This is a genomic window from Pseudomonas sp. R25(2017), assembly GCF_002112565.1.
Lineage (GTDB): Bacteria > Pseudomonadota > Gammaproteobacteria > Pseudomonadales > Pseudomonadaceae > Aquipseudomonas > Aquipseudomonas ekonensis.
This window is the reverse complement of sequence record NZ_NEHZ01000002.1, coordinates 232,134-244,565: the sequence shown is the minus strand read 5'-3', so window position 1 is coordinate 244,565 and position 12,432 is coordinate 232,134. Positions and strand designations below refer to the sequence as shown.

At 63.9% G+C, this 12,432-nt stretch carries 11 protein-coding genes; 9 read left to right on the top strand and 2 right to left on the bottom strand.

Annotated elements, in window-relative coordinates; all coding sequences use genetic code 11:
- Positions 1 to 199 precede the first annotated feature (199 nt).
- The 6 genes from CAG31_RS03570 to CAG31_RS03545 all read left to right on the top strand — a co-directional run bounded on the left by CAG31_RS03570 (position 200) and on the right by CAG31_RS03545 (position 6,112).
- Positions 200 to 628, top strand: a complete 429-nt coding sequence (locus tag CAG31_RS03570) for a hypothetical protein (protein ID WP_176243857.1) — start codon at positions 200 to 202, stop codon at positions 626 to 628.
- Between the two features lie 372 nt (positions 629 to 1,000).
- Positions 1,001 to 1,990 carry a 2-dehydro-3-deoxygalactonokinase gene (locus CAG31_RS03565; RefSeq protein WP_085578094.1) on the top strand — a complete coding sequence of 330 codons (990 nt, stop codon included), beginning with the start codon at positions 1,001 to 1,003 and terminating at the stop codon, positions 1,988 to 1,990.
- Positions 1,991 to 2,010: 20 nt separating this feature from the next.
- Positions 2,011 to 2,631, top strand: a complete 621-nt coding sequence (locus CAG31_RS03560; RefSeq protein ID WP_085578093.1) for a 2-dehydro-3-deoxy-6-phosphogalactonate aldolase — start codon at positions 2,011 to 2,013, stop codon at positions 2,629 to 2,631.
- A 32-nt stretch (positions 2,632 to 2,663) separates the two neighbouring features.
- The gene (gene dgoD / locus CAG31_RS03555) at positions 2,664 to 3,812 is read left to right on the top strand and encodes a galactonate dehydratase (RefSeq protein WP_085578092.1); all 1,149 of its coding nucleotides are present in this window, start codon (positions 2,664 to 2,666) and stop codon (positions 3,810 to 3,812) included.
- A gap of 125 nt (positions 3,813 to 3,937) precedes the next feature.
- Complete coding sequence (locus tag CAG31_RS03550; protein WP_085578091.1) at positions 3,938 to 5,248, top strand: MFS transporter; 1,311 nt, start codon at positions 3,938 to 3,940, stop codon at positions 5,246 to 5,248.
- 60 nt (positions 5,249 to 5,308) lie between these two features.
- Complete coding sequence (locus tag CAG31_RS03545; RefSeq protein WP_085578090.1) at positions 5,309 to 6,112, top strand: IclR family transcriptional regulator; 804 nt, start codon at positions 5,309 to 5,311, stop codon at positions 6,110 to 6,112.
- A 3-nt stretch (positions 6,113 to 6,115) separates the two neighbouring features.
- Here the strand turns inward: CAG31_RS03545 and CAG31_RS03540 are convergent, their stop codons facing one another.
- A complete protein-coding gene (locus CAG31_RS03540) occupies positions 6,116 to 7,168 on the bottom strand; it encodes an NAD(P)-dependent alcohol dehydrogenase (protein WP_085578089.1) in 1,053 nt (350 codons plus the stop codon).
- 191 nt (positions 7,169 to 7,359) lie between these two features.
- On the opposite strand from CAG31_RS03540, the gene CAG31_RS03535 reads away from it, so the two are divergent.
- Complete coding sequence (locus CAG31_RS03535; protein ID WP_085578283.1) at positions 7,360 to 8,250, top strand: AraC family transcriptional regulator; 891 nt, start codon at positions 7,360 to 7,362, stop codon at positions 8,248 to 8,250.
- Positions 8,251 to 8,482: 232 nt separating this feature from the next.
- Here the strand turns inward: CAG31_RS03535 and CAG31_RS03530 are convergent, their stop codons facing one another.
- A complete protein-coding gene (locus CAG31_RS03530; RefSeq protein WP_085578088.1) occupies positions 8,483 to 10,147 on the bottom strand; it encodes an electron transfer flavoprotein-ubiquinone oxidoreductase in 1,665 nt (554 codons plus the stop codon).
- Between the two features lie 537 nt (positions 10,148 to 10,684).
- On the opposite strand from CAG31_RS03530, the gene CAG31_RS03525 reads away from it, so the two are divergent.
- Positions 10,685 to 11,434, top strand: coding sequence for an electron transfer flavoprotein subunit beta/FixA family protein (locus CAG31_RS03525; RefSeq protein WP_085578087.1), 750 nt, complete (start codon positions 10,685 to 10,687; stop codon positions 11,432 to 11,434).
- A complete protein-coding gene (locus CAG31_RS03520; protein ID WP_085578086.1) occupies positions 11,435 to 12,364 on the top strand; it encodes an electron transfer flavoprotein subunit alpha/FixB family protein in 930 nt (309 codons plus the stop codon). It begins immediately after the preceding gene.
- The last annotated feature ends 68 nt before the right edge of the window (positions 12,365 to 12,432 follow it).

The window sequence follows — 12,432 nt, the reverse complement described above, 5'->3', positions numbered from 1 at the left end:
GTAGGGATAAACGCCTACTCCTATAAGGTGTGCTTGTCAGAGGAAATGTAATTGCCGGTGGCCGACCTTCTGAGAGAGATTGAGAAAATTGAATAGGTCATCCTGATGTGAAGAGTATATTTTCAATACTTGTCTTGATGCTTTGTGCATCTTGTGTAAAAAAATCAAGCTCCCTGAGTCGCGCATAGAGTTTATTTCCGTGGCGGAGATTAAAGGCAGTCCTTTTCTTGATCTTCACTTCAGTTCGAAGACCGACCTGTTGATGTTCTTTAAGTCAAATACCGGCGAGGATCAATTGGGAGAAGCGCTGATCTGCTCTTTGGATCAGAATGTTCCCTTTGAGAGGAGGCAGGATTTGCCGCGTTACCTTGAGGGTGAAATGGTTGAGGTCGGTGGCACTGGGCCAGGGCCGGATGGGAAGCATATTTACTCCGCTCGCCTCTTTGCCATGCAAACACCGGATGGCGGAATATCGAGCACTTTCATTCCCAAGGCTCAACTGCTGGAAGTATTGAGGGGGCAGGATTTATTGGCTTGCAGGGTTTTTACTTCCTCTTACTCATATGGCGGTTATTACTCGAATTCAATGAATGTTCCGGCAGTTGAGGTTGTGCGCGCCATTGAGTGAAGGAATGGTCGGTAAAGAGATTGTTTTTGGGTGACGTGCAGCCATGAACTCACCCTAAGGATGAAACCCGCCTGATTCTTCCCAACTACCCTGCACCCACCCATCCAGCGCTTGTCGCCCCGCCCCGGCCTTCCCCTTGCTGAAGCCAGGGCAGCGCAGAGCAGCAGCGTTTTCAGCGGATGTCCCATTTCTTTCTTCCTTGATCCGTCGGGCAGTCGTGCCGCAGGCGCGCATTCTAGAGCGTTGGCGCAGGCCTGCGCGTCATATTTGCTTCGTCCCAGAATATGGGATTGATATTTATATATTGAGATTTTGAAGCGCCCAGGTTTATAGTCCAGCCCACTCACTGCCAAAAACAAAACAGGTGAAGCGATGCTGGCGCAATTGATCGCCCTCGATTGGGGGACGACCTCCCTACGTGCTTACAAACTCGGGCCGGACGGCCAGGTGCTGGAGCAGCGGTCGCTGTCGTTCGGGATTATGCAGTTGCCGAAGACGGCGCGGGTCATCCATGGCCGCGAATGCGTCGACGGTTTTGAACTGGCGTTCGACGAGGCCTGCGGCGACTGGCTCGATGCGCAGCCCGGCCTGCCGGTGATCGCCTGCGGCATGGTCGGCAGCGCCCAGGGCTGGCGCGAGGCGGCCTACCGCGAGACGCCGGCCGACGTCGCCGACCTCGGCCATTCCCTGCAGGTGGTGCGCAGCCAGCGCGGTGTCGATGTGCACATCGTGCCGGGCGTGATCCAGCGTTCGCGCCTGCCGAACGTGATGCGCGGCGAGGAGACCCAAGTCCTCGGCGCGCTGCAGAACCTGGCGCCGGGGGCGGGCGGCGATCTGTTGATCGGCCTGCCGGGCAGCCATTCGAAATGGGTGGAGGTGGCCGAAGGCTGCATCACCCGGTTCGACACTTTCATGACCGGCGAAGTGTTCGCCGTGCTCAGCGAGCACAGCATCCTCGGGCGGACCCAGCAGTTCGGCGCGGCCTTCGACGGCCAGGCGTTCGACCGGGGCGTGCAGGTGGCGTTGTCGGCGGAGGGTGAGATCGGCGTGTTGTCCACCCTGTTCAGTGCCCGCAGCCTGGGCCTCACCGGCGAACTCAGCGCCACCGCGCAACCTGACTATCTGTCCGGCCTGCTGATCGGCCATGAGCTGGCGGCCCTCGCCCAGGTGCAGCGGCAGCGGCGCCACAGCGTGCACCTTCCTGCGATCGTCCTCATCGGCAACGGCGCCTTGTGCGCCCGCTACGGTCGAGCCCTCGACGCCTGCGGCTTCGCCCGCGTGACGCTGGCCGAGCAGGCCACCGAGCGCGGCTTGTGGCAACTGGCGCTGGCCGCCGGACTGATCGTTTCCCCATCCCGTTAACCCCCGACTGGAGGCCAGACATGCTCAAGCAAGCATTGGCGCAAAACGGTCTGATCGCGATCCTGCGCGGCCTGCATCCGCAGGAAGCGGCCGCGATCGGACACGTCCTGTATGCGGCCGGATTTCGCGTCATCGAAGTGCCGCTCAATTCCCCTGCGCCGTACGAAAGCATCCGCATCTTGCGTCAGGCGTTGCCCGCCGACTGCCTGATCGGCGCCGGCACGGTGCTGACCCCGGAGCAGGTGGAGCAGGTCAAGGAGGCCGGCGGCCAGGTGATCGTCATGCCCCACAGCGACGCCAAAGTCCTGCGGGCGGCGAAGGCGGCAGGGCTGTACCTGTCGCCGGGCGTGGCCACGCCGACCGAAGCCTTCGCGGCGCTGGAGGCGGGCGCGGACATTCTCAAGCTGTTCCCGGCCGAACAGATGGGACCTGCGGTGGTGAAAGCCTGGCTGGCGGTGCTGCCCGTCGGGACGGTGCTGGCGCCGGTCGGCGGCGTCACCCCGGACAACATGCAAGCGTTCTTCGAGGCCGGCGCCAAAGGCTTCGGCCTCGGTTCCGGCCTGTTCAAGCCCGGCATGACCCCGGAGCAGGTGGCGGCCAGCGCCAAGGCCTACGTCGCTGCCTGGAACGCCCTGCGCTAAGCATTCGGCTCATCTACAAGAGAGACAAACAGATGAAAATCACCAAACTCACCACCTTCATCGTCCCGCCGCGCTGGTGCTTCCTCAAGGTCGAGACCGACGAGGGCGTCACCGGTTGGGGCGAGCCCGTGGTCGAAGGCCGCGCCCACACCGTCGCCGCCGCCGTCGAGGAATTGTCCGACTACCTGATCGGCAAGGACCCACGCAACATCGAGGACATCTGGACGGTGCTCTACCGCGGCGGCTTCTACCGCGGCGGCGCCGTGCACATGAGCGCCCTGGCCGGTATCGACCAGGCGCTGTGGGACATCAAGGGCAAGGCCCTCGGGGTGTCGGTGAGCGACCTGCTCGGCGGTCAGGTGCGGGACAAGATCCGCGTGTACTCGTGGATCGGCGGCGACCGTCCGGCGGACACCGCGCGGGCGGCGAAAGAGGCGGTGGGCCGTGGCTTCACGGCGGTGAAGATGAACGGCACCGAAGAGCTGCAGTTTCTCGACACTTTCGACAAGGTCGACCAGGCCCTGGCCAACGTGGCGGCCGTGCGCGATGCGGTGGGGCCCAACGTCGGCATCGGCGTGGACTTCCATGGCCGGGTGCACAAGCCCATGGCCAAGGTGCTGATGAAGGAGCTCGATCCGTTCAAGCTGATGTTCATCGAAGAGCCGGTGCTCAGCGAGAACTATGAAGCCTTGAAGGAACTGGCGCCGCTGACCAGCACCCCGATCGCCCTCGGCGAGCGGCTGTTTTCCCGCTGGGACTTCAAGCGCGTGCTGAGCGAAGGCTACGTCGACATCATCCAGCCGGATGCGTCCCACGCCGGCGGCATCACCGAAACCCGCAAGATCGCCAACATGGCCGAAGCCTACGACGTGGCGCTGGCCCTGCACTGCCCGCTGGGGCCGATTGCGCTGGCGGCGTGCCTGCAGCTGGACGCGGCCTGCTACAACGCGTTCATCCAGGAGCAAAGCCTGGGCATCCACTACAACGAGAGCAACGACCTGCTCGACTACGTGAAGGATGCGCGGGTGTTCGACTACGACCAGGGCTTCGTCAGGATCCCGAACGGGCCGGGGCTGGGGATCGAGATCAACGAAGAATACGTGACCGAGCGCGCCGCCGTCGGCCACCGCTGGCGCAACCCGGTGTGGCGCCATGCCGACGGCAGCTTCGCCGAGTGGTGAGTCCTGCCTGACCCGCCGCCAATCCCCTGCGGGAGCCAGCCCTGCCGGCTCCCGCAGCGTGATCTCCAGGGACAGGGGATCGGCCTTCATCCCAGACCTCAATAAACACAAGAAAGAGGCTCCCCATGCAACCGCAAACCCTCACCGGGCAGGCGTCCTTGGTCACGCCCAGCCGCAAGCGGTTTTTCATCATGGTGCTGTTGTTCATCACCGTGGTCATCAACTACCTGGACCGCAGCAACTTGTCGATCGCCGCTCCGGCGCTGACCAGCGACCTGGGCATCGACCCGATCCATGTCGGGCTGATTTTCTCCGCGTTCGGCTGGACCTACGCCGCCATGCAGATCCCCGGCGGCTGGCTGGTGGACCGGGTGCCGCCGCGCATCCTCTACAGCGCCGCGTTGCTGCTGTGGTCGCTGGCCACGGTGATGCTCGGTTTCGCCGCCAGCTTCATCGCGCTGTTCGTGCTGCGCATGGCGGTCGGCGCGCTGGAGGCGCCGGCCTACCCGATCAACAGCCGGGTGGTCACCACCTGGTTTCCCGAGCGCGAACGGGCCACGGCCATCGGCTTCTACACGTCCGGGCAGTTCGTCGGGCTGGCGTTCCTGACGCCGGTGCTGGCCTGGCTCCAGCATGCGTTCGGTTGGCACATGGTGTTCGTCGCCACCGGCGCGGTGGGCATCGTCTGGGCCGCGATCTGGTACGCGGTGTATCGCGAGCCCCGGGATTTCAAGGGGGCCAACGACGCGGAAATCGACCTGATCCGCGAGGGCGGCGGGCTGGTGGACATCCAGGCCGATGCGGCGAAGGTGAAGGCGGCGTTCAACTGGCGCGATCTGGGCATCGTCCTGAGCAAGCGCAAGCTGTGGGGGATTTACCTGGGCCAGTTCTGCCTGAACTCGACGCTGTGGTTCTTTCTGACCTGGTTCCCGACCTACCTGGTGAAATACCGCGGCATGGATTTCATCAAGTCCGGCCTGCTGGCCTCGCTGCCGTTTCTGGCGGCGTTCGTCGGCGTGCTGTGTTCCGGGTTCTTTTCCGACTTCCTGATCCGGCGCGGCTGCACGGTGGGCTTCGCGCGCAAGTTGCCGATCATCGGCGGGCTGCTGATCTCCACCTCGATCATCGGCGCCAACTTCGTCGAGTCGACGCCGCTGGTGATCGCCTTCCTGGCGCTGGCGTTCTTCGGCAACGGGCTGGCCTCGATCACCTGGTCGCTGGTCTCGACGCTGGCCCCGGCGCGGCTGCTGGGCCTGACCGGCGGGGTGTTCAACTTCATCGGCAACCTGTCGGCGATCGCCACGCCGATCGTCATCGGTTTCCTGGCCAGCGGCGATTCGTTCGCTCCGGCAATCACCTACATTGCGCTGTTGGCGTTGATCGGTGCGCTGTCCTACGTGCTGCTGGTGGGCAAGGTGGAGCGCATCGAGTTGTAGTCGCCGGCGCCGGGCGACCATAATGCCGCCCGTTCCCTCGCTCAACGGTAAAGGCTGGATATGCAGGAAGACGCCCCGAAACCCGCCAAGGACGCCGCGCCCACCGGCACCCAGACCCTGCTTCGCGGGTTGGGTGTGGTGCAGGCCGTCGCCAGCGGCGCCCGCGACCTCAAGGAGATCGCCCGCCTGATCGGCACCACGCGCAGCACCACCCACCGTCTGGCCAGTTGCCTGGTGGACGAGCGCTACCTGCGGGTGGTGCCGCAGGTCGGCTATCTGTTGGGGCCGAAGCTGATCGAGCTGGGCTTCCAGGCCCGCGAAGACCTGCCGTTGGTGACGTTGGCAGGGCCTTATCTGGACGAGTTGTCGGCGCTGACCGGCGACACCGTCCACCTGGGCATCCGCGAGGGCGACGAAGTGCTGTACCTGCTGAAGAATCCGGGGCGCAACGGCCCGGAGATGCGTTCGCGGGTCGGTCACCGCATGCCGCTGGCGCGCACCGGGATCGGCAAGGCGCTGATGCTCGACGACGCCCCGCAAGAGTGGCAGCGGCTGTACGACATCAGCCTGCCGGCGGGTGGGAAAAGCCAGTTCTGGCCGCAGCATCCGCAGCAGTCCTGGGAACAGCTCGAACAGCGCATGAGCGAGTATGTGGCAGGCGGCTACGCGTTCGACCTGGAAGACAACGAACCGTCGATCCGCTGCGTGGCGGCGCCGGTGCGCGATGCCAGCAAGCGCATCGTCGCGGCCATCAGCATCGCCAGCACCGTGCCGTACATGCCGCTGGAGAAGATGGCCGAGCTGATTCCCCTGATCAAAGGGGTCACGGCCCGGCTGTCGGCGGAGCTTGGCCTTAAGGTCTGAACCTCAGCGCTTGAGCGTCGCCATGTCGATCACGAAACGGTACTTCACGTCCCCGGCGATCATCCGCGCGTAGGCTTCGTTGATCTGGCGGATGTCGAGCATTTCGATGTCGCAGGTGATGTTGTGCTCGGCGCAGAAATCCAGCACTTCCTGGGTTTCGGCGATGCCGCCGATCAGCGAACCGGCCAGCACCCGGCGGCCCAGCACCAGTTTGGCGGCGTGCACCGGCGGATCGATCGGTTCGATCAGGCCCACCAGGATGTGCACGCCGTCGAAGCGCAGGGTGTCGAGGTAGGGGTTGAGGTCGTGCTGCACCGGGATGGTGTCGAGCAGGAAGTCGAACCGGCCGGCCGCGGCGGCCATCTGTTCGGCGTCGGTGGACACGATCACATGGTCGGCGCCCTGGCGGCGGCCTTCCTCGGCCTTGCTGGCGGAGCGGGTGAACAGCGTCACTTCGGCGCCCATGGCCTTGGCGAACTTGATACCCATGTGGCCGAGGCCGCCCATGCCCAGGATCCCGACCTTGTCGCCGGCCTTCACGCCGTAGTGCTTGAGCGGCGAGTAGGTGGTGATGCCGGCGCAGAGGATCGGCGCGGCGTTGGCCGGGTCCAGCGTCGCGGGGATGCGCACCACGAAATGCTCGCTGACCACGATGCTGTCGGAGTAGCCGCCCATGGTGTTGCTGCCGTCGACCCGGTCCGGGGTGGCGTAGGTCATGGTCGGGCCTTCGAGGCAGTACTGCTCCAGGTCGGCCTTGCAGGCTTCGCAGGTGCGGCAGGAGTCGACCATGCAGCCGACGCCGACCAGGTCGCCTACCTTGTGCTGGGTGACGTTCGCACCGGTTGCGGTGACTTTTCCGACGATCTCATGGCCCGGCATCAGCGGGTAGACCGCGATGCCCCATTCGTTGCGGGCCTGATGGATGTCGGAGTGGCAGACGCCACAGAACAGGATCTCGATGGCGACGTCGTCGGCCCGCAGGCTGCGGCGTTCGAACGTCATCGGGGCGAGGGGAGTGGTGGCCGTCTGGGCGGCGTAGCCGATGGCGGTGTACATGGGGAACCTCGCAAAAGCGCTGACAAATGAGGCGGCGCATTCTGGGCGCAGGCCGGGTGTCCGGCCATGACGATTCCTCCGGGTATCATGCCTATTCCTCCGGCATGCGGGGCTGGCGCGCCGCATGGGCCAAAGGATCTGCGATGATGGTTTCGTGCCTTTTTCCGTCACTTTTCCGTGAAGAGTTTTCCATGCAGTTGACCCGCCACCTCGATGCCAATGCCACGCTGGTTTCGCTGATCGAGCCGCTGGCCCGGCGCGACGGTTTCAGCCAGACCGGGTTGCCGGGCGTGCAGGTGCTGCGCGCCAGTTGCGATGTCGCCCGGGGCCCGCACATCTATGAGCCGAGCCTGATGATCATCGCCCAGGGCAGCAAACTGGCGTACCTGGGCCCGCGCACAATGGAGTACGGCGCCGGGCACTACCTGATCCAGGCATTGCCGGTGCCGTTCGAGTGCGAGACCTATGCCGAGCCGGATGCGCCGCTGCTGGGGGTGTCGGTGTCGATCGACCGGGTGCTGCTCGGCGAGCTGGTGCTGGCCATGGGGCTGGCGCCGGGGCGGCACATTGCGGCGCAGACGCCGGAGTCGATGACCTCGGTGGTGCTCGACGACGACATGCGCGGCTGCGTCGAACGCTTGCTCGGCTGCCTGCACGATCCGCTGGCCTGCCGGATACTCGGCCCGGCGCGCATCCGCGAGCTGCTGTTCACTGCGTTGCGCGGGCCCCAGGCCGATGTGCTGCGGGCGCTGGTGGAGCAGCAGGGGCAGTTTGCCCGGATCGCCGCGTCGATCAGCCATCTGCACACCCACTACACCGAACCGCTGAACGTCGAGACCCTGGCCGGTTGCGCCAACATGAGCGTGTCGACCTTCCACGAGCACTTCAAGCGCAGCACCTTGCTGTCGCCGGTGCAGTACCTCAAGCGCCTGCGCCTGCTCAAGGCCCAGACGCTGCTGATCGCCGAAGGGCTGGGCGTGGCGCAGGCGGCGCACCGGGTGGGCTACCAGAGCACGTCGCAGTTCAGCCGCGAGTACAAGCGCTACTTCGAACGCAGCCCGGGCGAGGAGCGCGCGGCCTGAACCGTTGCTGCCTTGCGGGTGGGGCAGCTTGCATTGATGTTGCCAGTACGGGCGCTTTCGCGGGCAAGCCCGCTCCCACAGGTTTGCGGTCATCGCCGATTCTGTGGGCACCCGGGCCCACTGTGGGAGCCAGCCTGCTGGCGATGAAGGCCTTGCCGTTTTCCCGCTGCCCTGTAGATGCCGGGCAACAAAAAGGCCCCCATTCGGGAGCCTCGTTGTTCTGCGGTGTGGCTTACATGTTCGGGTAAGTCGGGCCGCCGGCGCCTTCCGGCGCCACCCAGGTGATGTTCTGCGCAGGATCCTTGATGTCGCAGGTCTTGCAGTGCACGCAGTTCTGGGCGTTGATCTGGAAGCGCTTCTCGCCGTCTTCCTTGGTGATCACTTCATACACGCCGGCCGGGCAGTAGCGCTGGGCCGGTTCGTCGTAGATCGGCAGGTTCTTGGTCAGCGGGATGCTCGGGTCGGTCAGCCGCAGGTGGCACGGCTGCTCTTCCTCATGGTTGGTGCCGGAGATGAACACCGAGCTGAGCTTGTCGAAGCTGATCTTGCCGTCGGGTTTCGGGTAGTCGATCTTCTTGCACTCGGCCGCTGGCTTGAGGCAGGCGTAGTCCGGCTTGGTGTCGTGCAGGGTGAACGGCAGCTTGCCGCCGAAGATGTTCTGGTCGAGCCAGTTGAAGCCGCCGCCGACGATGGCGCCGAACTTGTGGATCGCCGGGCCGAAGTTGCGGCTGGCGAACAGCTCTTCGTGCAGCCAGCTGTTCTTGAAGGCGTCGACGTAGGCGGTCAGCTCTTCGGTGCCGTCCTTGTCGGCGAACAGCGCGTCGGCCACGGACTCGGCCGCGAGCATGCCGGACTTCATCGCGGTGTGGCTGCCCTTGATCTTGGCGAAGTTCAGGGTGCCGAGGTCGCAGCCGATCAGCGCGCCTCCCTTGAACACCATCTTCGGCAGCGAGTTCAGGCCGCCCTTGCAGATCGCGCGGGCGCCGTAGCTGATGCGCTTGCCGCCTTCCAGGTACTGCTTGAGCACCGGGTGATGCTTGAGGCGCTGGAACTCGTCGAAAGGCGACAGGTAGGTGTTGCTGTAGGACAGGTCGACGATCAGTCCGACCACCACCTGGTTGTTCTCCAAGTGATAGAGGAAGGAGCCGCCGGTGTTCTCGGTGCCCATGATGTCCATCGGCCAACCGGCGGTGTGCACCACCAGGCCCGGCTGATGCTTGGCCGGGTCGATTTCCCAGATTTCCTTCAGGCCGATGCCGTAGTGCTGGGCGTCGGCGTCGCTGTCGAGGTTGAAGCGCTTGATCAGCTGCTTGCCGATGTGGCCGCGGCAGCCTTCGGCGAACAGCGTGTACTTGCCGCGCAGTTCCATGCCGGGGGTGTACAGGCCGTCCTTCGGATGGCCTTCGCGGTCGACGCCCAGGTCACCGGTGATGATCCCGCGCACCACGCCGTTCTCGTCGAACAGCGCTTCCTGGGCGGCGAAGCCTGGGTAGATCTCTACGCCCAGGTTCTCGGCCTGCTGGGCCAGCCAGCGGCACAGGTTGCCGAGGGAAATAATGTAGTTGCCTTCGTTGTGCATGGTCTTGGGCACAAAGAAGTCAGGAATTTTCTGCGCGCTTTCGGCGTTTTTCAGCACGAAGATATCGTCGCGGGTGACGGGGGTGTTCAGCGGAGCGCCGAGTTCCTTCCAGTCAGGGAACAGCTCGTTCAGGGCCCGTGGTTCGAATACCGCGCCGGACAGGATGTGAGCGCCGACCTCGGAGCCTTTTTCGACCACGCAGACGCTGATTTCCTTACCGGCTTCGGCGGCCTTCTGCTTCAGGCGGCAGGCGGCGGAAAGGCCAGCGGGGCCGGCACCGACGATGACCACGTCGAATTCCATGTATTCGCGTTCCACAGGCTATCTCCTACTCAAGGCTCAACAGTTTTTTTTCTAATTTGGAGGTTTGATGTCGCATTCGTTATTGCCTTTACGTTAACGTCAAAGGAAATAATGGATAAGCCACCCGTCTCTCTAGGGGGCGCATTATATCTACACCACTCCCAGCGTCCAATACAAACGTTTGTTTGAATCGGCCGCAGGCCAGAGAAATCAAAGAAGCGCGGCTTATGGACGACCATTTTGCCGTATTGACCGGAATAGGCGTTCCGGTCAAGATACGGGCGGTTTTGCGCTCGCCGTAGGCTGAATGGTGGTTTCAAGAGCACCTCTAAAGACAGGGCGTGGGCGGTACGGCGGTGAGGCGCAGCGCGCAGTCTGCACACCGGGAAGATGAATGACCTGCGGGTCGCTCCTGACGAACGGTCAGTCGTTCGCTGGAGAAGTCAGCCGTACTGAAGCCGGCGTTTTTAGAGGTGCCCTTGTGCCCGATGAGCACCAACCGCCAGGTTCGCCTAGGCGATTTCCTTTTCACCGGAGAGTAACGAGGAATCCATGAAGGTTCTTGTAGCTGTCAAACGCGTTGTGGATTACAACGTCAAGGTTCGCGTGAAGGCGGACAATTCCGGCGTAGACCTCGCCAACGTCAAGATGTCGATGAACCCGTTCTGCGAAATCGCAGTGGAAGAAGCCGTGCGCCTGAAAGAGAAGGGCGTGGCGAGCGAAATCGTCGTCGTCTCCATCGGCCCGTCCACCGCTCAGGAGCAACTGCGTACCGCACTGGCCCTGGGTGCCGACCGCGCCATCCTCGTCGAATCCGCTGAAGACCTGACCTCCCTGGCCGTGGCCAAGCTGCTCAAGGCCGTGGTCGACAAGGAACAGCCTCAGCTGGTGATCCTGGGCAAACAGGCCATCGACAGCGACAACAACCAGACCGGCCAGATGCTCGCCGCGCTGAGCGGCTACGGCCAGGGCACGTTCGCCTCGAAAGTCGAAGTCTCCGGCGACAGCGTTGCCGTGACCCGCGAAATCGACGGCGGCGCGCAGACCGTTTCCCTGAAGCTGCCGGCCATCGTCACCACCGACCTGCGTTTGAACGAGCCGCGCTACGCGTCCCTGCCGAACATCATGAAAGCCAAGAAGAAGCCTCTGGAGACTCTGACTCCGGACGCCTTGGGCGTTTCCACCGCCTCCACCAACAAGACCCTGAAGGTCGAAGCGCCGGCTGCACGCAGCGCGGGCATCAAGGTCAAGTCGGTGGCTGAACTGGTCGAGAAACTGAAAAACGAAGCGAAGGTAATCTAAATGACTATCTTGGTTATTGCTGAACACGACAACAAAGTGCTGGCCCCGGCCACGCTGAACACCGTTGCTGCCGCTGCCAAGATCGGCGGCGACATCCACGTCCTGGTCGCAGGCCAGGGCGCTGGCGCCGTGGCTGAGGCCGCCGCGAAGATCGCTGGCGTGAGCAAGGTCCTGAACGCCGACAACGCCGCCTACGCCCACCAGCTGCCGGAAAACGTCGCGCCGCTGGTGGTCGAACTGGGCAAGGGCTACAGCCACATCCTGGCCGCCGCCACCTCCAACGGCAAGAACATCCTGCCGCGCGTCGCCGCCCAGCTGGACGTCGACCAGATCTCCGAGATCATCTCGGTTGAGAGCGCCGACACCTTCAAGCGTCCGATCTACGCCGGCAACGCCATCGCCACCGTGCAGTCGACCGCCGCGATCAAGGTGATCACCGTGCGCGCCACCGGTTTCGATCCGGTTGCCGCCGAAGGTGGTTCGGCTGCCGTTGAATCGGTTGCCGCTGCCCACAACCCGGCCATCTCCAGCTTCGTCAGCGAAGAGCTGGCCAAGTCCGACCGTCCGGAACTGACCGCTGCCAAGATCGTCGTTTCCGGCGGCCGCGGCATGCAGAACGGCGACAACTTCAAGCACCTGTACGCCCTGGCCGACAAGCTGGGCGCCGCCGTCGGCGCTTCCCGCGCTGCCGTCGACGCAGGCTTCGTGCCGAACGACATGCAGGTCGGCCAGACCGGCAAGATCGTCGCGCCGCAGCTGTACATCGCCGTCGGCATCTCCGGCGCGATCCAGCACCTGGCCGGCATGAAAGACTCCAAGGTGATCGTCGCGATCAACAAGGACGAAGAAGCGCCGATCTTCCAGGTGGCCGACTACGGCCTGGTGGCGGATCTGTTCGAAGCGGTGCCTGAGCTGGAGAAGCTGGTCTAATCCGGCGGCTTCACTTATAAAGAGCCCGGCCTGTTGGTCGGGCTTTTTTTTTGTTCCGGATTTGAGTG